The sequence below is a fragment of the Cellulomonas wangsupingiae genome (assembly GCF_024508275.1).
GTDB classification, from domain to species: domain Bacteria; phylum Actinomycetota; class Actinomycetes; order Actinomycetales; family Cellulomonadaceae; genus Cellulomonas; species Cellulomonas wangsupingiae.
Window position 1 is genome coordinate 1812439 of record NZ_CP101989.1, and the last position, 20586, is coordinate 1833024.

Here is a 20586-nt window from a genome sequence, read left to right on the forward strand (position 1 = left end):
GTTATGCATAGGTCCGCGTGACCATGTATGTTCATGCACGCGAACCTCGAGAAGGAGAGAACCTGACATGACCGAACGCGTCGTCCTCGCGTACTCCGGTGGCCTGGACACCTCGGTGGGCATCGGCTGGATCGCGGAGGCCACCGGTGCCGAGGTGATCGCCGTGGCCGTCGACGTCGGCCAGGGTGGGGAGGACCTCGAGGTCATCCGCCGGCGCGCGCTCGACTGCGGTGCGGTCGAGGCGTACGTCGCCGACGCCCGCGACGAGTTCGCCACCGAGTACTGCATGCCGGCGCTCAAGGCGAACGGCCTGTACCTCGACCGGTACCCGCTCGTCTCGGCGCTCTCGCGCCCGGTCATCGTCAAGCACCTCGTGCGGGCGGCCCGGCAGTTCGGTGCCACGACCGTCGCGCACGGCTGCACCGGCAAGGGCAACGACCAGGTCCGCTTCGAGGTCGGCATCACGTCGCTGGCCCCGGACCTCAAGTGCCTCGCGCCGGTCCGCGACCTCGCCCTCACGCGCGACAAGGCGATCGAGTACGCCGAGAAGCACAAGCTGCCGATCGCGACCACCAAGCACAACCCGTTCTCGATCGACCAGAACGTGTGGGGCCGTGCTGTGGAGACGGGCTTCCTCGAGGACATCTGGAACGGCCCGACGAAGGACGTCTACACCTACACCGACGACCCGACGTTCCCGCCGGTCGCCGACGAGGTCGTCATCCGCTTCGAGCAGGGCGTCCCCGTCGCGATCGACGAGGTGCCGGTGACGCCGCTGCAGGCGATCCAGGAGATGAACCGCCGCGCCGGCGCGCAGGGCGTCGGTCGGATCGACATCGTCGAGGACCGCCTGGTCGGCATCAAGTCCCGCGAGGTCTACGAGGCTCCCGGTGCGATCGCGCTCATCGCCGCGCACCAGGAGCTGGAGAACGTCACGGTCGAGCGCGAGCAGGCCCGCTTCAAGCGCGGCGTCGAGCAGCGCTGGACCGAGCTGGTGTACGACGGCCAGTGGTTCTCGCCGCTGAAGAAGTCGCTCGACGTGTTCGTCGAGGACACCCAGCGGTACGTGACCGGCGACGTGCGCATGGTGCTGCACGGTGGCCGCGCCACGGTCACGGGCCGCCGCTCCGACTCCAGCCTGTACGACTTCAACCTCGCCACCTACGACTCGGGAGACACCTTCGACCAGTCGGCGGCCCGCGGGTTCATCGAGATCTACGGCCTGAGCTCCAAGCTCGCGGCCGCGCGCGACGTCAAGTTCGGCAACGCCCCCGACCTGGGGACGCAGGGGGGCATCGACGCGTGAGCGACCAGCCCGGCCCGCTCGCGCTGTGGGGCGGACGCTTCGCGTCCGGCCCCGCGGCGGCCCTCGCCGACCTCTCGCGGTCGACGCAGTTCGACTGGCGCCTCGCCGACGACGACATCACCGGCTCGGTGGCGCACGCCCACGTGCTGCACGCCGCGGGGCTGCTGTCGGACGACGAGGTCGCCGGCATGGTCGACGCGCTCGAACGGCTGCGCGCGGACGTGGCGTCGGGGGCGTTCGCGCCGACGCCCGACGACGAGGACGTGCACACCGCGCTCGAGCGCGGGCTGCTCGAGCGGGCCGGGACGGACCTGGGCGGCAAGCTGCGGGCCGGGCGCTCGCGCAACGACCAGATCGCGACACTGGTGCGGATGTACCTGCGGCGGCAGTCGCGCGTGCTGTCGGGCCTCGTGCTCGACGTCGTCGACGCGCTCGTCGCGCAGGCGGAGGTGGCCGGTGACGCGCCCATGCCGGGCCGCACGCACCTGCAGCACGCCCAGCCGGTGCTGCTCGCGCACCACCTGCTCGCGCACGCGTGGCCCCTGCTGCGCGACGTCGAGCGCTGGGCGGACTGGGACGCACGTGCCGCGCGCTCGCCGTACGGGTCGGGCGCACTGGCCGGCTCGTCCCTCGGCCTGGACCCGGCAGCCGTGGCGGCGGAGCTCGGCTTCGCCGGGCCGGTCGAGAACTCGATCGACGGCACCGCCTCGCGGGACGTCGTCGCGGAGTTCGCGTTCGTCGCCGCGATGACCGGCGTGGACCTGTCGCGGCTCGCGGAGGACGTGATCCTCTGGGCGACCAAGGAGTTCGGGTTCGTGCGCCTGCACGACGCGTACTCCACGGGGTCGAGCATCATGCCGCAGAAGAAGAACCCGGACGTCGCCGAGCTCGCGCGCGGCAAGGCCGGGCGCCTGGTCGGCGACCTCACGGGCCTGCTGACGACGCTCAAGGGCCTCCCGCTGGCGTACAACCGCGACCTGCAGGAGGACAAGGAGCCGGTCTTCGACCAGGTCGACCAGCTCACGGTCCTGCTGCCGGCGTTCGCCGGGATGGTCGCGACGCTGACCTTCGACACCGACCGCATGGCCGCGCTCGCTCCGCAGGGCTTCTCGCTCGCGACCGACATCGCGGAGTGGCTCGTCCGCCAGGGCGTGCCGTTCCGCGTCGCGCACGAGGTCGCCGGCACGTGCGTGCGCACGTGCGAGGACCGCGGCATCGAGCTGTGGGACCTGTCCGACGACGACCTCGCGGCGATCAGCGCCCACCTCACCCCGGACGTGCGGGCGGTGCTGTCGGTCGAGGGCTCGCTCGCGTCGCGCGACGCCGTCGGCGGCACGGCCCCCGTGCGGGTGCGCGAGCAGCTGGCCGCCGCGCGCGAGCGCAGCGCACGGCTGCGGGCGCAGCGCACCTGAGGGAACGCCGCGTGAGCGGCAGCGACCGATTCGCCGGGCCGCCGGACGTGCCGTCCGGTGTGCTCGCCGTCGTCGAGCGCACCCTGCGCGCGGCCCCCCGCCTGGGGCCCGTGCGGCTGGTGTGCGTCGACGGTCCGGCGGGCTCGGGCAAGACCACGACGGCCGCTCTCGTCGCGGACGTCCTCGCGCGCGGCGGGACGGGCGTCGAGGTCGTGCACCTCGACGACCTCTACGACGGGTGGCGGGGCCTCGAGGGCACCCTGTGGCCGCGGGTGACGGCGCAGCTGCTCGAGCCCTTGCGGCGCGGCCGGCCCGGACGCTTCCAGCGCTACGACTGGGCGGCCGGGACGTTCACGCGGTGGATCGACGTGCCGGTCGCACCCGTGCTCGTGCTCGAGGGGTGCGGCGCGGCGCGGCGCGAGGTCGACCCCGTCGCGTCCCTGCGGGTGTGGGTCGCCGCTCCCGACGACGTCCGCCTCGCGCGCGGGCTCGCCCGCGACGGGGAGGCCGAGCGTGACCACTGGGCGGCGTGGATGGCCGACGAACGGGAGCACTTCCGCCGCGAGCGGACCCGTGAACGCGCCGACCTGTGGCTCGACGGGTCCGGCCGGCTGGCTCGCCCGGACCCGGGCGCGGACGGACCGGCGCGTCGGCCGACCGGTTTGGCATGATGGCCGGGTGCATCCCGTGGCGCCCTCGACGGGCCGGCCGGACGACGGTGTCGTCCCCGGTCTCGGCGCGGTGCCCGCGCGGTCCTGGTACGCGCGCCCGCCGCTGGCCGTCGCGCGCGACCTGCTCGGGTCGTTCGTGACGGCGCGCAGCGCCGACGGCGACGTGACCGTGCGCCTCACCGAGGTCGAGGCGTACGGGGGCGAGGACGACCCCGGTTCGCACGCCTACCGCGGGCGGACCGGACGCAACGCCGCGATGTTCGCCGAGCCGGGTCGCCTCTACGTGTACCGCCACCTGGGGCTGCACCACTGCGTCAACGTGGTCACCGAGCCCGCGGGGCGCCCGTCGGCCGTGCTGCTGCGTGCCGGCGAGGTCGTCGAGGGCGCGGACCTGGCGTGGGAGCGGCGCGCGCGTGCCGGCGTCGTCGACAGCGCGCGCCAGCTGGCCCGCGGTCCCGCCCGGCTCGCGGTGTGCCTCGGTCTGGACCTCGCCGCGAACGGCGCGGACCTCACCGAGCCGAGCGGCGGCGTGCTGCTGCGCCGGCGCGACGTGCGGACGGTCCAGCCCGCCGTGGCGTCGGGTCCGCGCGTCGGCGTCTCGGGCGCGGGCGGTGACGGCGCGCTGCACCCCTGGCGCCTGTGGCTGACGCACGAGCGCACCGTCTCGGCCTACCGGCCCGCCTATCGGTCGCCGACGTCGCCGGACGCCCCGCGCGGGGCCACGACGTCGGCCTGACCCCCACCCTCACCACCCCCGTCGTGCGCGCCACCGCGCTCACCACGACATCCACCGACCGGGCCGTCCTCGTGACGTGCCGGCACCCGACACCGGGAGACGTCCGTGACCGACATCCTCGAAGAGCTCGCCTGGCGCGGCCTCCTCGCCCAGCACACCGACCTCGACGCGCTGCGCGCGGAGCTGTCCGCCGGCCCCGTCGCGCTGTACTGCGGGTTCGACCCGACGGCGCCGAGCCTGCACATCGGCAACCTCGTCCAGATCCTCACGATCCGCCGGCTGCAGGACGCGGGGCACCGGCCGTTCGCCCTCGTCGGCGGGGCCACCGGACTCATCGGGGACCCGAAGATGACGGGGGAGCGCACCCTCAACGCCCCCGACGTCGTCGGGGGATGGGTCGAGCGCATCCGAGAGCAGATCGCACCGCTGCTGCGGTTCGACGGACCGAACGCCGCCACGATGGTCAACAACCTGGACTGGACCGCGGGGATGTCGGCGATCGACTTCCTGCGCGACGTCGGCAAGCACTACCGGCTCGGCACGATGCTCGCCAAGGACACCGTGGCGCGGCGGCTGCACAGCGACCAGGGGATCAGCTTCACCGAGTTCAGCTACCAGATCCTTCAGGGGATGGACTACCTGGAGCTGTTCCGCCGGCACGGCGTGCGGCTGCAGACCGGCGGCAACGACCAGTGGGGCAACCTGCTGTCGGGCGTCGAGCTGGTGCGCAGGGTCGAGGGCGTGGGCGTCCACGCGCTGACGACGCCGCTGATCACCAAGGCGGACGGCACGAAGTTCGGCAAGACGGAGTCGGGCACGGTGTGGCTGGACCCGGTGATGACGACGCCCTACGCCTTCTACCAGTTCTGGCTCAACGCCGACGACGCGGACGTGGTGCGGTACCTCAAGGTGTTTACGTTCCGCACCCGCGACGAGATCGCCGCCCTCGAGCAGGCCGTGGCCGAGCGGCCGGCGGCACGCGAGGCACAGCGGGCGCTCGCGCACGACGTCACGTCGCTCGTCCACGGCGCACAGGCCGCCGACGCCGTGGTCGCCGCCAGCCAGGCGCTGTTCGGACGGGGCGCCCTCGACGCGCTCGACGCGAGCACCCTGGGTGCGGCCGTCGCCGAGCTGCCGACCGCGCACGGGAAGCCGGGCGACCCGCTGGTCGACCTGTTCGCCGCGACGGGTGTGGTCGCGAGCAAGGCCGCAGCACGCCGCGCGATCGCGGAGGGCGGGGCGTCGGTCAACAACGTCCGGGTCCCCGGTGAGGACGCGACACTCGCCCCGCAGGACCTGCTGCACGGGCGCTGGGCGGTGCTGCGACGCGGCAAGCGGACGCTCGCGGTGGTCGACACGCTCGCGGACGGCTCCACCGTGTGAGCTGCTGCCGACGCCGGCGCACCTGACGAGGGCCCTCCTGGCATGGCGCCAGGGGGGCCCTCGGCACGTCGGACGGGCGGCGACCGGGGTCGTGGCCGGGGCGAGCACGCGCCACCCACGCGGCGCCGTCCGGGGTGACCGGCATCACCCGCCCGGGGTTTGCCCCTCCGCCCGCTCTCGCGTAATGTTCTTGGAGCCCGCCCAGCAGGGAGGAACGGACACCGAGCTCGACTCGGTGGTCGGTCCCCGCGGAGCAGGGCACAACCCGCACGGTGAACATAGACGCCCAGAGCGTCGGGTAGAGTCGTGCGGCGGCGATCGGGAGATCGACGCCGGGTGGTGAAACCAGACGCTCACAGCGTCGGGTAGAGTCATGCGGCGGCGATCGGAGATCAACGCCGGGTGGTGGAACCAGACGCTCACAGCGTCGGGTAGAGTCACCCAGCGGTGATCGGGAGATCAACGGCCACCACGGTGGTCGGAGATACCGAGAAAGCCTGCTAGATTGAACAACGAACAAGCCTCCTGCGGAAGCGGAAACGCCGAAGAGGATGCGCGTCTGTTCCTTGAGAACTCAACAGTGTGCCAAGTAGTCGATGCCATATTTTTGGCGTCGAACCCTGGATCAGGTCCACCCCGTGGGTCTGGTTCGGGATGATGCCAGTTGATGCCCCTCTTTGGGGGGTTCTTTGTGTGTCTGTTGCTCGCCGGCTTCGGTCGGTGGGTGGCTGTTTGACATTCACGGAGAGTTTGATTCTGGCTCAGGACGAACGCTGGCGGCGTGCTTAACACATGCAAGTCGAACGGTGACGACCAGCTTGCTGGTCTGATCAGTGGCGAACGGGTGAGTAACACGTGAGCAACCTACCCTTCACTCTGGGATAAGCCTTGGAAACGAGGTCTAATACCGGATACGAGACGCACGGGCATCTGTAGCGTCTGGAAAGATTTATCGGTGGAGGATGGGCTCGCGGCCTATCAGCTTGTTGGTGGGGTGATGGCCTACCAAGGCGACGACGGGTAGCCGGCCTGAGAGGGCGACCGGCCACACTGGGACTGAGACACGGCCCAGACTCCTACGGGAGGCAGCAGTGGGGAATATTGCACAATGGGCGAAAGCCTGATGCAGCGACGCCGCGTGCGGGATGACGGCCTTCGGGTTGTAAACCGCTTTCAGCAGGGAAGAAGCGAAAGTGACGGTACCTGCAGAAGAAGCGCCGGCTAACTACGTGCCAGCAGCCGCGGTAATACGTAGGGCGCAAGCGTTGTCCGGAATTATTGGGCGTAAAGAGCTCGTAGGCGGTTTGTCGCGTCTGCTGTGAAAACCTCAGGCTCAACCTGGGGCTTGCAGTGGGTACGGGCAGACTAGAGTGCGGTAGGGGTGACTGGAATTCCTGGTGTAGCGGTGGAATGCGCAGATATCAGGAGGAACACCGATGGCGAAGGCAGGTCACTGGGCCGCAACTGACGCTGAGGAGCGAAAGCATGGGGAGCGAACAGGATTAGATACCCTGGTAGTCCATGCCGTAAACGTTGGGCACTAGGTGTGGGGTCCATTCCACGGATTCCGTGCCGCAGCAAACGCATTAAGTGCCCCGCCTGGGGAGTACGGCCGCAAGGCTAAAACTCAAAGAAATTGACGGGGGCCCGCACAAGCGGCGGAGCATGCGGATTAATTCGATGCAACGCGAAGAACCTTACCAAGGCTTGACATACACCGGAAACGTGCAGAGATGTGCGCCCCGCAAGGTCGGTGTACAGGTGGTGCATGGTTGTCGTCAGCTCGTGTCGTGAGATGTTGGGTTAAGTCCCGCAACGAGCGCAACCCTCGTCCCATGTTGCCAGCGGGTTATGCCGGGGACTCATGGGAGACTGCCGGGGTCAACTCGGAGGAAGGTGGGGATGACGTCAAATCATCATGCCCCTTATGTCTTGGGCTTCACGCATGCTACAATGGCCGGTACAAAGGGCTGCGATACCGCAAGGTGGAGCGAATCCCAAAAAGCCGGTCTCAGTTCGGATTGGGGTCTGCAACTCGACCCCATGAAGTCGGAGTCGCTAGTAATCGCAGATCAGCAACGCTGCGGTGAATACGTTCCCGGGCCTTGTACACACCGCCCGTCAAGTCATGAAAGTCGGTAACACCCGAAGCCGATGGCCCAACCTTTTGGGGGGAGTCGTCGAAGGTGGGACTGGCGATTAGGTCGTAACAAGGTAGCCGTACCGGAAGGTGCGGCTGGATCACCTCCTTTCTAAGGAGCATCTGGCACCAGGTCGCCCTGTCATGGGGTGGTGGTGGTGTCCAGGCCCACGCCCTCGCCGTACGTGTGAGGGGTGGTGCTCACGGGTGGAACATCGACTACTGGCCGGCTCGTTGGGTCGGTGGCTTTCTAGTACGCCTGCAGCTTGCTGCGGGGAGGGAACGAAGAGCTCACCGGTTCGTCGCGGGTCGGCTTGGCACGCTGTTGGGTCCTGAGGGAACAGCCCTGTGGGGGTGTTGCCTTGGTCGGGATCGTCTGGTCCGGTCGAACCGCTGGTGGTGGTGCTTCTCCTTGGAGGGGTGCTGGTCGCTGGTAGGCGCCGGGGTCCGGGTGGTGACCGTTGGTTGCTTGAGAACTGCACAGTGGACGCGAGCATCTTTGAATGATCTTTTGTGGTCAAGTTTATAAGTGCACAGGGTGGATGCCTTGGCACCAGGAGCCGAAGAAGGACGTAGTAGCCTGCGATAAGCCTCGGGGAGTTGGCAAACGAACCGTGATCCGAGGATTTCCGAATGGGGAAACCCCGCACGAGTCATGTCGTGTGACCCGCACCTGAATATATAGGGTGCGTGGAGGGAACGCCGGGAAGTGAAACATCTCAGTACCGGCAGGAAGAGATATTCCGTGAGTAGTGGCGAGCGAAAGCGGATCAGGCCAAACCGAGCGCGTGTGATAGCCGGCAGGCGTTGCGCGTTCGGGGTTGTGGGACCTTTCAGTCTGGGCTGCCGCCTGGGCAGGGAGTCAGAAAGCCGCGTTATAGTCGAAGGGTCTTGAAAGGCCCGGCACAGAGGGTGTTACCCCCGTAGACGAAATGGCGTGGCCTCCCGAAGGGGATCCCAAGTAGCTCCGGGCCCGAGAAACCCGGAGTGAATCTGCACAGACCACTGTGTAAGCCTAAATACTACCTGGTGACCGATAGCGGACAAGTACCGTGAGGGAAAGGTGAAAAGTACCCCGGGAGGGGAGTGAAATAGTACCTGAAACCGTGTGCATACAATCCGTCGGAGCCTCCCTAGCAGGGGTGACGGCGTGCCTTTTGAAGAATGAGCCTGCGAGTTAGTGGTACGTGGCGAGGTTAACCCGTGTGGGGAAGCCGTAGCGAAAGCGAGTCCGAATAGGGCGACCGTAGTCGCGTGCTCTAGACCCGAAGCGAAGTGATCTAGCCATGGGCAGGGTGAAGCGCGGGTAAGACCGCGTGGAGGCCCGAACCCACCAGGGTTGAAAACCTGGGGGATGACCTGTGGTTAGGGGTGAAAGGCCAATCAAACTTCGTGATAGCTGGTTCTCCCCGAAATGCATTTAGGTGCAGCGTCACGCGTTTCTTGCCGGAGGTAGAGCTACTGGATAGCCGATGGGCCCCACCAGGTTACTGACGTTAGCCAAACTCCGAATGCCGGTAAGCCAGAGCGTGGCAGTGAGACTGCGGGGGATAAGCTCCGTAGTCGAGAGGGAAACAGCCCAGACCACCAGCTAAGGCCCCAAAGCGTGTGCTAAGTGGGAAAGGATGTGGAGTTGCACAGACAACCAGGAGGTTGGCTTAGAAGCAGCCACCCTTGAAAGAGTGCGTAATAGCTCACTGGTCAAGTGATTCCGCGCCGACAATGTAGCGGGGCTCAAGCACACCGCCGAAGCTGTGGCATTCACACTAGAGACAAGCCTTCGTGGTTCAGTCGTGTGGATGGGTAGGGGAGCGTCGTGCCGGCAGTGAAGCCGCGGGGTAACCCAGCGGTGGAGCCGGCACGAGTGAGAATGCAGGCATGAGTAGCGAAAGACGGGTGAGAAACCCGTCCGCCGAATGACCAAGGGTTCCAGGGCCAGGCTAATCCGCCCTGGGTAAGTCGGGACCTAAGGCGAGGCCGACAGGCGTAGTCGATGGACAACGGGTTGATATTCCCGTACCGGCGAAGAACCGCCCATACCGAGCCCGGTGATGCTAACCGTCCGAGCCTGTCTCATCGTCCTTCGGGACACCGAGGCAGGGGAGCACGGGACCCGAACCGGTAGTAGGTAAGCGTATTAACAGGGGTGACGCAGGAAGGTAGCCCAGCGTGGCGATGGTAGTCCACGTCCAAGGTCGTAGGGTGAGGTGTAGGCAAATCCGCACCTCGTGAAGCCTGAGAGCCGACGGGTACCGCGTATGCGGGAAATGGGTGATCCTATGCTGCCAAGAAAAGCCTCGACGCGAGGTTCTAGCCGCCCGTACCCCAAACCGACTCAGGTGGTCAGGTAGAGAATACCAAGGCGATCGAGAGAATCGTGGTTAAGGAACTCGGCAAAATGCCCCCGTAACTTCGGGAGAAGGGGGGCCTCAAGCGTGAACCGGCATGCCCGGGGAAGCGTGGAGGGCCGCAGAGACCAGGGAGAAGCGACTGTTTACTAAAAACACAGGTCCGTGCGTGCGAAGTCGCAAGACGATGTATACGGACTGACGCCTGCCCGGTGCTGGAAGGTTAAGAGGACGGGTCAGCTCTTCGGAGCGAAGCTCAGAATTTAAGCCCCAGTAAACGGCGGTGGTAACTATAACCATCCTAAGGTAGCGAAATTCCTTGTCGGGTAAGTTCCGACCTGCACGAATGGCGTAACGACTTCTCCGCTGTCTCAACCGCGAACTCGGCGAAATTGCACTACGAGTAAAGATGCTCGTTACGCGCAGCAGGACGGAAAGACCCCGGGACCTTTACTATAGCTTGGTATTGGTGTTCGGTGCGGCTTGTGTAGGATAGGTGGGAGACTGTGAAGCCGGCACGCCAGTGTCGGTGGAGTCAACGTTGAAATACCACTCTGGTCGCTCTGGATATCTAACCTCGGTCCGTGATCCGGATCAGGGACAGTGCCTGGTGGGTAGTTTAACTGGGGCGGTTGCCTCCTAAAATGTAACGGAGGCGCTCAAAGGTTCCCTCAGCCTGGTTGGCAATCAGGTGGCGAGTGCAAGTGCACAAGGGAGCTTGACTGTGAGACTGACAGGTCGAGCAGGGACGAAAGTCGGAACTAGTGATCCGGCGGTGGCTTGTGGAAGCGCCGTCGCTCAACGGATAAAAGGTACCCCGGGGATAACAGGCTGATCTTGCCCAAGAGTCCATATCGACGGCATGGTTTGGCACCTCGATGTCGGCTCGTCGCATCCTGGGGCTGGAGTAGGTCCCAAGGGTTGGGCTGTTCGCCCATTAAAGCGGTACGCGAGCTGGGTTTAGAACGTCGTGAGACAGTTCGGTCCCTATCCGCTGCGCGCGCAGGAAACTTGAGAAGGGCTGTCCCTAGTACGAGAGGACCGGGACGGACGAACCTCTGGTGTGCCAGTTGTTCCGCCAGGAGCACGGCTGGTTGGCTACGTTCGGAAGGGATAACCGCTGAAAGCATCTAAGCGGGAAGCCTGCTTCAAGATGAGGTTTCCATGCCCTTAGGGGTGAGAGGCTCCCAGCTAGACCACTGGGTAGATAGGCCGGATGTGGAAGGCAGGACTAACGACTGCCGCAGCTGACCGGTACTAATAAGCCGACAACTTGACTAACCTTCATTCATTGCTACGCGTCCACTGTGCGGTTCCCGAGAAATCAGCGGGAATCCGTTTGAGAACTCGACAGCGTTACGGCGGTCATAGCGAAGGGGAAACGCCCGGTCCCATTCCGAACCCGGAAGCTAAGCCCTTCAGCGCCGATGGTACTGCACCCGCCAGGGTGTGGGAGAGTAGGACGCCGCCGGACAATCATTCAACGAAAGGCCCACCCCTCACGGGGTGGGCCTTTCGTCGTTCCCGGGGGAGCGCGCCGTTTCGCACGGGTCGGCCGCCGCGCTGACGGCACCTGTGCACCCGCGCCCGCCCGTCGTGACCTACTCCACGCGGGCTGTCCCGTGCGGACCGTCGTTGCTGGCCAGTGGGGTGCCCCGGAGCTCGGCGCGGGTCCCGCCCCGAGCGGGCGGTGCCGGTGGCGGCCGGGGCGTCCGACGCGCACGTCGCGGGGTGGGATCATGGTGAGCAGACGATCGATCGAGGAGTACACATGAACAGCGACGGACCCGCAGGCTCCGGCAACCAGGACCGACCGCGCAGGAGCGGTCCGCCTCGCCCTTACCGAGCAGGCGGCGGTGCTGACGGCCGGCGTGACGACCGCGGGTCGCGCCCGTCGTTCGGCGGGTCCGGAGCGGGCGGGTCCCGCGGCGCGGCCGGTGGCCGCTCGCCGCGTGGTGCCGCCGGTTCGTCGGGCGGCGGCTGGGGCCGGGACGCCGGGGCGTCCCGCGACGACCGGCGGTCGTACGACGGTGGGCACCGCGACGGGACGTCGACGCGCCCGACCTCGGGGGACCGCACGCGCGGCGGTGGGCCGGGCGGGTTCCGGCCGGCCAGCGGGTCGGGCGGGCTGCGCGGCCCGCGGCAGGACCGCGCCGGCGGTCCGCCGTCTGGTGGTCGTGGCGCCGCGTGGGGTGCGTCAGGCGGACGCTCCTCCGACGGCGACGCGCGCCGTGCACCGGGCGGTTCTGCGCAGGGCGGCGAGCGGGGCGGCCCTGCACGCGGTGGCGCGCCCTCCGGGCGCGCGCAGCGTCCCACGGGCTACGGCGCCCCGCGCCGGGACGACCGGTTCGACAGCCGCGGCGCAGACCGTGACGCACGTTCCTCCGGCGGTGCAGCGCCGGGGTACCGCTCCGACGACCGCGGCTCGCGGTCGCCCGAGCGCCGTCCCACGGGCGCCGGCGGGTGGAACGGTGCCGGCGGCTCGCGCGGTGGATCCCGCGGTGCCTCGTCGGGTGCAGGGTTCGGCGGCTCGAGGCCCGCGGGCGGCCGTGTCGCCGGGGCCTCGGGGTACGCGGGCAGCGGCCGTTCCTTCGGTGACGGTGGTCGTCCCGCACGCGACGCAGACGCAGCACGTGGTGAGCGCTCGTACGGCGGCGGTGCACGTGGCGCGGACCGTGCGCCCGGGGGCGCCGCCCGTGGCGGTGGGCGCCCGTACGAGAGCGGCCGACCCGACGGCGGGGGAGCCCGTCCGTTCCGCGCAGGCGGTCGGCCCGCGGGCGGTGGCGACCGCCCGTTCGGTGGCGCGGGCCGTCCTGCTGGTGACCGCGGACGCCCCGAGCACGGCGGGGCTCGTCCGTACGGCGACGGCGCACGGCCCGACCGCGGCCAGGGACGTCCCTACGAGAGCCGCGGCAGGGACGCCGGCCGTCCGTCCGGGGACGCCGGGCGCCCTGATCGTGGCGGACGTGGCTTCGGCGACGCCGGCCGCACGGCTGGGCGCCCGGGCGGTGGCGCGCCGTACGGTGCCGGTGCACGCCCGGACCGGGGCGGTGCAGGTTCCTACGGTGATCGCGCACGCCCGGACCGGGGCGCAGCGCGTCCCGCGTCCGGTGGCGACCGCGGCGACCGCGCAGGTGGCCCGCCCTTCCGTGACGGCGGTCGACCTGCCGGCCGCGACGGTGGTCGGTCCTTCGACGGCGGCCGGCCCTCCGAGGGCGGTCGACCCACCGGCGGTGGGCGCGCCTACGGCGACGGCGGCCGCCCCACCCGCGGTGACGGACCCGATCGCGGCCCGGCGCGGCAGTACGGCGGTGCGGCCCGGCCGGACCGTGACGGAGCACGCGCCTACGGCGACCGCGGTCGGCCCGGGCGCGACGGCGGGCGGCCCTTCCGGGAGGGCGGCCGCCCTCCCGGTGGTGACGGCGCACGCCCCGACAGGGGCGGGTCCGGCCGCGCGTACGGAGACCGGACGACGGACCGTGGTGCACCGGCGCGGTACGGCACCGGTCAGGCCGGCGGGGCCGACAGCGGCGCGTCCTTGCGGGACGACCGCGAGGTCCGCGTCCCCGACCCGGCGCTGCCCGACGACGTGACGTTCTCGCTGCTGGACCGCGACGTGCGCGGCCGGCTCCGGACGCTGAGCAAGGACAACGCCGATCGCGTGGGCCGGCACCTCGTCATGGTGGGGCGCCTGCTCGACGAGGACCCCGAGGCCGCGTACGAGCACGCGCAGGCCGCCGTCCGTCGCGCAGGCCGGGTGGACGTCGTCCGGGAGGCCGCGGGCCTCGCTGCGTACGTCACGGGGCGTTACGCCGAGGCGCTGCGGGAGCTGCGCACGGTGCGGCGACTGAACGGGTCGTCGGAGCACCTTGCCGTGATGGCCGACGCCGAGCGCGGACTCGGACGTCCGGAGCGCGCCATCACCCTGTCCCAGGAGCCCGAGGCGGCGACGCTGGGTCCGGACGCCCAGGTGGAGCTCGCGATCGTCGTGAGCGGCGCCCGACTGGACCTGGGGCAGCCCGAGGCCGCGGTCGCCGCGCTCTCGGGTGACGCGGTGCGCTCCGCGAAGGGCCTCGTCGCCGCTCGTGTGGCACAGGCCCGTGCAGCGGCCCTCGCGGCGGCGGGTCGTCCCGACGACGCGGCCGCGGAGCTCGCCGCGTACCCGCAGGAGGTCCTCGACGAGGCCGCCGGCAACCTGCCGGTGGTCGACGACGTGGTCGTGTACGACCTCACCGAGGACGACGAGGCGGACGGCACGACCGCCGACGCACCGGACGAGGCGGCGGACGCACGCACGGTCGTGTCGGCCGATGAGGTGTCTGTCGGCGAGGTGTCGGACGGTGACGTGTCGGACGGTGACGTGTCGGACGACGAGGCGTCGGACGGTGACGTGTCGGACGACGAGGCGTCGGACGACGAGCAGTCGGATGACGACGTGACGCCCGGCGGCGGCACCGAGCCCGGCGCGCAGGACGAGGGAGCGCGGTGAGCGCACGTGGCCTGCTCGGCAGCGACGAGGCGCTGGCCGTGCGGTACGACCTCGCGCTGGTCGACCTCGACGGCGTGGCGTACCGCGGGCACGACCCGATCGACGGCGCGGCCGAGGGCCTGGCCGGCGCTCGGGCGGCGGGCATGCGGCTGGTGTTCGTCACGAACAACGCGTCCCGCGAGCCCGAGGCCGTCGCCGAGCAGCTGACGGGGCTCGACATCCCCACGCGTGCTGCCGAGGTGATGACGGCCGCGCAGGCCGCGGCCGAGCTGCTCGCGACCCGGGTCCCGGCCGGCGAGCCGGTGCTCGTGGTCGGCGGAGCGGGTCTGCACACGGCCGTCGCCGCGAAGGGGTACCGGATCGTGGGGTCGGCGGACGACGCGCCCGTCGCCGTCGTGCAGGGGTACGCCGCCGACGTCGGCTGGCAGCAGCTCGCCGAGGCGGCGTACGCCGTGCAGCGGGGGGCGTGGCACGTCGCCTCGAACCTCGACCTGAGCCTGCCGACGGCGCGGGGGTTCGCGCCCGGCAACGGCGCGCTCGTCGGAGCGGTGCGCGCGGCGACCGGCGTCGAGCCGGCCAGCGCCGGCAAGCCGTCGCCGACCATGTACCGGCTGGCGGTCGACCGTGCGGGTGCCGCCCGGCCGCTCGTCGTCGGCGACCGGCTCGACACGGACCTGGCCGGCGCGCGCGCGGGGGACATCCCCGGGCTGCACGTCCTCACGGGCGTCAGCACGGCGCGTGACGCGGTGCTGGCCGACGCCGGTGAGCGGCCGCACTACCTCGCGGCCGACCTGCGTGGCCTGCTCGTGCCGCACCCCGAGCCTCTGCCCGAGGACGGCTGGTGGGTGTGCCGCGGCGCGGCCGCGCGCGTCGTCGACGGCGCCCTCGAGCTCGGGGGCCGTCCGGAGGACGCGGTGGACCTGGTGCGGGCGGCCTGCGCCGCGACGTGGGACGCCGTGGACAGGGGTGCCGGTCCGGACCCCGCGACGGTGCCCGACCTGCCGCGGTGACGACGCGGCGCGTGCCTGTGGGTCCCGCACGTGCCACGGCCGCCCCGCCGGGTAGCGTGGTCGCGCGCCGTCCGGACAGGACGGTGTGCCGTGGTGGCGACGGGACGGTGCCCAGGGCACCGGTGACGCGACGCGCCCCGGACTCCCAGGCACCAGGAAGGACGTGACGTGACGGAGCCGGAGCAGGGACCAGCAGCGGCGGACGCGCCGACGCCGGCCGACCTCGCCGTGCCCCGACCGCCGTCGGCGGTCGGGGACGACGTGCCGGTCACCGGCGACGACGCGGTCGACGAGGCGCTGCGCCGCCTGGCCGACGTCGAGGAGCACGACCTGCGCACGCAGGTGACGGCCTTCGAGGACGTGCACGGCGCGCTGCAGGACCGCCTGGCGGACGCCGAGGGATGACGGCCACGATGACGACGACGCGGCTGGACGCGGAGCTGGTGCGCCGCGGCCTGGCACGCTCACGCGGTCACGCCGCGGACCTGCTCGCCGCGGGACGGGTGAGCGTCGACGGCGCGCCCGCGCGGCGTGCCGCGACCCAGGTCGACGAGACGCGGGACATCGACGTCGACGCCGACCCCGCCGACGCGGGGTACGCGTCGCGCGGCGCCCACAAGCTCGCCGACGCGCTCGACGCCTACGGGCCGGACGGCCCCCGGGTCGCGGGGCGGACGTGTCTCGACGCCGGCGCGAGCACCGGGGGGTTCACCGACGTGCTGCTGCGCCGCGGCGCCGCCCGGGTGGTGGCCGTCGACGTGGGGCACGGGCAGCTCGTCCCGCGCCTGCGGGACGACCCGCGCGTGGACGTGCGCGAGCACGTGAACGTCCGGGACCTGCGTGCGGGGGACGTGACGCCGGCGCCCGGACTCGTCGTCGCCGACCTGTCGTTCATCTCGCTCACCCTCGTGATCGACGCCCTGGTCGCGGTCGCCGAGCCCGGCGCGGACCTCGTGCTGCTCGTCAAGCCGCAGTTCGAGGTCGGGCGTGAGCGGCTCGGCGCCGACGGCGTCGTGCGTGACCCGGGACTGTGGCGTGACGCGCTGACGGCCGTCTGCCGGCGCGCGACCGCGGCGGGCGCGGTGGTGCGCGACCTGCGGCCCAGCACCCTGCCCGGGACCCACGGCAACGTCGAGTTCGTGCTCCGGGCCGTCGCGCCGGGCGCGGGCTCGGTGGCCGGCGTCGACCTGGCGACGGCCGTGGACGCGGCCGTCGACGCGGCGTCCACCGGGGGTGCCCGATGACCCGGCGCGCCCTCGTCGTGCGGCACAGCGGCAGGCCCGAGGCGGTGGAGGCCACGCAGGCCGTCCTGCGCGCCCTGCGCGACGCGGACGTCGAACCCGTGACGGCGTCGCAGGACACGAGGGCCGAGGACCTGCCGCCCTTCGAGCTCGCGGTCGTGCTGGGTGGCGACGGCACGATCCTGCGTGCCGCGGAGCTCACGCGCGGCACCGACGTGCCCCTGCTGGGCGTGAACCTCGGGCACGTGGGGTTCCTCGCCGAGATCGAGCCCGCCGACGTCGCGACCGCGGTGCACCGCCTCGCGGAGGGCGACTACACCGTGGAGGAGCGCGCGACCCTCGACGTGCGGCTCGTCGCGGCCGACGGGAGCACACGTCACGCCTGGGCGCTCAACGAGGCGGCGCTGGAGAAGACCGACCCGGCGCGCATGATCGAGGTGGTCGTCGAGGTCGACGGCCGCCCGCTGTCGTCCTTCGGCTGCGACGGCGTCGTCGCGGCGTCGGCGACCGGCTCCACGGCCCACGCGTTCTCCGCCGGCGGTCCGGTGGTGTGGCCGGACGTGCGCGGCACGGTCATGGTGCCGCTGGCCGCGCACACGCTGTTCGCGCGGCCGCTGGTCATGGGGCCGAGCAGCGTGCTCGCCGTCGAGATCATCGAGCGCTCGCCGTCGACCGCGGTCGTCACGTGCGACGGGCGGCGCCAGCTCCCGGTGGCCCGGGGGACCCGCCTCGAGGTGCGCGTCAGCGACGTGCCCGTGCGCTTCGCCCGGCTCAACCCCGCGCCCTTCACCACGCGGCTGGTGCAGAAGTTCGACCTGCCGGTGGTGGGCTGGCGCGGGGCGCACCACGAGCACGACGAGGACGGTGGCCGGTGATCGACGAGATCAGGATCGACGACCTCGGTGTCATCGGGCGTGCCCACGTGCGCCTGGGGCCGGGGCTCACCGTGCTGACCGGTGAGACGGGCGCGGGCAAGACGATGGTGCTCACGGCGCTGGGGCTGCTCCTCGGAGGGCGGGCGGACCCGGCGACGGTCCGCACGGGCGCTCGGTCGGCGGCCGTCGAGGGACGGGTGCTGCTGCCCGCCGACTCGCCCGCCCTGGCGCGGGCACGCGAGGCCGGGGCCGACGTCGACGACGACGGCACGCTGGTCGTGCTGCGCACCGTCGGCGCCGGCACCGCTGACTCCCCGGGGCGCTCACGGGCGTTCCTGGGAGGACGTTCGGTGCCGCAGGCCGTGCTGGCGGACATCGCCGAGGAGCTCGTCACGGTCCACGGGCAGGCCGACCAGATGCGGCTGCGGTCCGCGGCACGCCAGCGGGCCGCGCTCGACGAGTTCGCGGGTCCGGAGCACGCCGCGGTGATCGCCGAGCACGCGGCCACCTGGGCGGAGCGGGGCCGGGTCCAGGCCGAGCTCGACGATCTGGTGACACGGGCGCAGGAGAGGGCCCGTGAGGCCGAGCTGCTGCGCCTGGGCCTCGCCGAGGTCGAGCGCGTCGCCCCGCAGCCCGCGGAGGACCTGGAGCTGACCGCGGAGGCCGAGCGCCTGGGCCACGCCGAGGACCTACGGGCCGCGGCCGCGGGGGCGCACACCGCCCTCGTCGGGGACGAGGACGCGGCCGACGTCGGTGCCGCGGCCGTCGTGCTCGTCGAGGAGGCCCGCCGCTCCCTGGAGCAGGCGGGGCACCACGACCGCGCCCTGGCGGACCTCGCGGCCCGTGCGGCGGAGGCGGGCTACCTCCTGGCCGACCTCGCCACCGAGCTGTCGGCGTACGTGCAGGACCTGCAGGCCGACCCGGCCCGCCTCGACGCCGTGCAGCGCCGCCGCGCCGAGCTCACCGGCCTGACGCGCAGCTACGGCGAGGACGTCGCCGCCGTCCTCGAGTGGGCGCAGGACGCGTCGCGTCGCCTGCTCGACCTCGACGGCGGCCAGGAACGCGTGGCCGCTCTCACCGCGGAGCGTGACGCGCTGGACACGCGCCTGCGGGACCTCGCCGCGACGATCACCGCCACGCGCACGCAGGCCGCGGGACGGCTCGCACAGGCCGTCACGGACGAGCTGGTGAGCCTCGCGATGGCGGGCGCCCACCTGGAGGTCGCGGTGCGCCCCGCCGACGAGCCCGGGCCGCAGGGCGCCGACCAGGTCGAGATGCTGCTGGTCCCGCACGCGGGAGCGCCCGCACGACCGCTCGGCAAGGGGGCGTCCGGGGGTGAGCTCTCCCGCGTGATGCTCGCGCTCGAGGTCGCGCTCGCCACGGCGGACGGCTCCGGCGCGGCCACTCCCGGGACGTTCGTCTTCGACGAGGTCGACGCGGGCGTCGGGGGACGGGCCGCGACGCAGGTGGGAGAGCGGCTGGCGCGGCTCGCCCGCGGGACGCAGGTGCTGGTCGTCACGCACCTGGCCCAGGTCGCCGCGTTCGCCGACCGCCACCTGGTGGTGACCAAGTCGGTCGCCGACGGCGTCGACGTCGTCACGGAGTCCGACGTGCGGGAGGTGGAGGGCGACGCGCGGGTGCGCGAGCTCGCCCGCATGCTGTCCGGGCAGGACGACTCGGCGACGGCTCGCGCGCACGCAGCGGAGCTGTTGGCCCAGTCCGTGGGACGATGAGCCCCGATGAGAGTCTCACTGCGCCGCCGCACGCCCGCGACAGATGACGCCGAGGTCGTCGGGCCCGCTCGTGTCGACCCCCGGACCAAGTCGCTGACGAAGCGGCTCAAGCCCGGCGACATCGCGGTCATCGACCACCTCGACCTGGACCGCGTCTCCGCCGAGGCGCTCGTGGCCTGCCAGCCGGCGGCCGTGCTCAACGCGGCCCGCTCGACGTCGGGCCGGTACCCGAACCTCGGCCCCGAGATCCTCGTGGAGGCCGGGATCCCGTTGGTGGACGACCTCGGGCCGGACGTCATGGCCCTGACCGAGGGTCACGTCCTGCGGGTCGTCGACGGCACGGTGTACGACGGCGACAGGCTCGTCGCCGAGGGCGTGGCCCAGACCGCCGAGAGCGTCGCGGCCACGATGGCCGAGGCGCGCGAGGGCCTGTCGGTCCAGCTCGAGTCGTTCGCCGCGAACACGATGGACTACCTGCGGCGCGAGCGGGAGCTGCTGCTCGACGGCGTCGGCGTCCCGGACATCGACACGCGCATCGAGGGTCGCCAGGTGCTGATCGTCGTGCGCGGGTACCACTACAAGGAGGACCTGGTCACGCTGCGTCCGTACATCCGCGAGTACCGCCCGGTGCTCATCGGCGTGGACGGCGGGGCCGACGCGATCCTGGACGCCGGCTGGCGTCCCGACATGATCGTCGGGGACATGGACTCCGTGTCCGACCGCGCGCTGCGGTGCGGGGCCGAGGTCGTGGTCCACGCGTACCGCGACGGCCGCGCCCCGGGCATCGCGCGCGTCGAGCAGCTCGGTGTGCCCCACGTCGTGTTCCCGGCGACCGGCACCAGCGAGGACGTCGCGATGCTCCTGGCGGACGACAAGGGCGCCGAGCTCATCGTCGCCGTCGGCACGCACGCCACGCTGATCGAGTTCCTCGACAAGGGGCGCTCGGGCATGGCGAGCACGTTCCTCACGCGGCTGCGCGTCGGCGGCAAGCTCGTCGACGCCAAGGGCGTCTCGCAGCTCTACCAGCACCGCATCTCGAACCTGCAGCTCACGCTCCTCGTGCTGGCCGGTCTGCTCGCCCTCGGCGTCGCGCTCGCCTCGACCGCCTCGGGGCAGACGCTGTTCGGCCTGGTGGGAGCCCGCGTCGACGACCTCGTGTCCTGGGTCGGCTCGCTGTTCGGCGGACCACCCACATGACCGGCCCGGCGCACCGCCCCGCCGCCCGCACCCCTGCGGGCGCCC

At 71.1% G+C, this 20586-nt stretch carries 12 protein-coding genes and 3 rRNA genes; all 15 read left to right on the top strand.

The genetic code is table 11. The features are described 5' to 3' along the window. Positions 1–67: 67 nt before the first annotated feature. The gene (locus NP075_RS08410; protein ID WP_227564937.1) at positions 68–1306 is read left to right on the top strand and encodes an argininosuccinate synthase; all 1239 of its coding nucleotides are present in this window, start codon (positions 68–70) and stop codon (positions 1304–1306) included. Continuing rightward, positions 1303–2718, top strand: coding sequence for an argininosuccinate lyase (argH, locus tag NP075_RS08415; protein WP_227564936.1), 1416 nt, complete (start codon positions 1303–1305; stop codon positions 2716–2718). Before NP075_RS08410 ends, argH begins: the two co-directional genes overlap by 4 nt. A gap of 11 nt (positions 2719–2729) precedes the next feature. Next, positions 2730–3389 carry a uridine kinase family protein gene (locus NP075_RS08420; RefSeq protein WP_227564935.1) on the top strand — a complete coding sequence of 220 codons (660 nt, stop codon included), beginning with the start codon at positions 2730–2732 and terminating at the stop codon, positions 3387–3389. Positions 3390–3405: 16 nt separating this feature from the next. Continuing rightward, positions 3406–4125: a DNA-3-methyladenine glycosylase gene (locus NP075_RS08425; RefSeq protein ID WP_372456720.1), complete on the top strand. Its 720-nt coding sequence runs from the start codon at positions 3406–3408 to the stop codon at positions 4123–4125. Between the two features lie 105 nt (positions 4126–4230). Next, positions 4231–5508, top strand: a complete 1278-nt coding sequence (gene tyrS, locus NP075_RS08430; RefSeq protein ID WP_227564933.1) for a tyrosine--tRNA ligase — start codon at positions 4231–4233, stop codon at positions 5506–5508. A gap of 738 nt (positions 5509–6246) precedes the next feature. Continuing rightward, positions 6247–7760, top strand: a 16S ribosomal RNA gene (locus NP075_RS08435). A gap of 403 nt (positions 7761–8163) precedes the next feature. Next, positions 8164–11277 (top strand): 23S ribosomal RNA (locus NP075_RS08440). Positions 11278–11353: 76 nt separating this feature from the next. Beyond that, positions 11354–11470 (top strand): 5S ribosomal RNA (gene rrf / locus NP075_RS08445). Together the 16S, 23S and 5S rRNA genes form the textbook arrangement of a ribosomal RNA operon. Before the next feature lie 2064 nt (positions 11471–13534). Next, positions 13535–14485, top strand: a complete 951-nt coding sequence (locus NP075_RS08450) for a hypothetical protein (RefSeq protein WP_227562761.1) — start codon at positions 13535–13537, stop codon at positions 14483–14485. Beyond that, positions 14482–15495 (top strand): HAD-IIA family hydrolase, encoded by a 1014-nt coding sequence (locus tag NP075_RS08455; protein WP_227562762.1) that lies wholly within the window; start codon positions 14482–14484, stop codon positions 15493–15495. The genes NP075_RS08450 and NP075_RS08455 overlap by 4 nt, the downstream gene beginning before the upstream one ends. A 168-nt stretch (positions 15496–15663) precedes the next feature. Beyond that, on the top strand, positions 15664–15900 hold the full coding sequence (locus NP075_RS08460; protein ID WP_227562763.1) for a hypothetical protein: 237 nt from the start codon (positions 15664–15666) through the stop codon (positions 15898–15900). Then, positions 15897–16739 carry a TlyA family RNA methyltransferase gene (locus tag NP075_RS08465; RefSeq protein ID WP_227562764.1) on the top strand — a complete coding sequence of 281 codons (843 nt, stop codon included), beginning with the start codon at positions 15897–15899 and terminating at the stop codon, positions 16737–16739. The genes NP075_RS08460 and NP075_RS08465 overlap by 4 nt, the downstream gene beginning before the upstream one ends. Then, complete coding sequence (locus NP075_RS08470; protein ID WP_227562765.1) at positions 16736–17611, top strand: NAD kinase; 876 nt, start codon at positions 16736–16738, stop codon at positions 17609–17611. The genes NP075_RS08465 and NP075_RS08470 overlap by 4 nt, the downstream gene beginning before the upstream one ends. Continuing rightward, positions 17608–19344 carry a DNA repair protein RecN gene (gene recN / locus NP075_RS08475; RefSeq protein WP_227562766.1) on the top strand — a complete coding sequence of 579 codons (1737 nt, stop codon included), beginning with the start codon at positions 17608–17610 and terminating at the stop codon, positions 19342–19344. Before NP075_RS08470 ends, recN begins: the two co-directional genes overlap by 4 nt. A gap of 6 nt (positions 19345–19350) precedes the next feature. Continuing rightward, on the top strand, positions 19351–20541 hold the full coding sequence (gene steA, locus NP075_RS08480; RefSeq protein WP_227562767.1) for a putative cytokinetic ring protein SteA: 1191 nt from the start codon (positions 19351–19353) through the stop codon (positions 20539–20541). Positions 20542–20586 lie beyond the last annotated feature (45 nt).

Coding starts and splice junctions, on each gene's coding strand:
- steA (WP_227562767.1), top strand. CDS start 19,351: ATGAGAGTCTCACTGCGCCGCCGCACGCCCGCGACAGATGACGCCGAG.
- NP075_RS08470 (WP_227562765.1), top strand. CDS start 16,736: ATGACCCGGCGCGCCCTCGTCGTGCGGCACAGCGGCAGGCCCGAGGCG.
- NP075_RS08410 (WP_227564937.1), top strand. CDS start 68: ATGACCGAACGCGTCGTCCTCGCGTACTCCGGTGGCCTGGACACCTCG.
- NP075_RS08465 (WP_227562764.1), top strand. CDS start 15,897: ATGACGGCCACGATGACGACGACGCGGCTGGACGCGGAGCTGGTGCGC.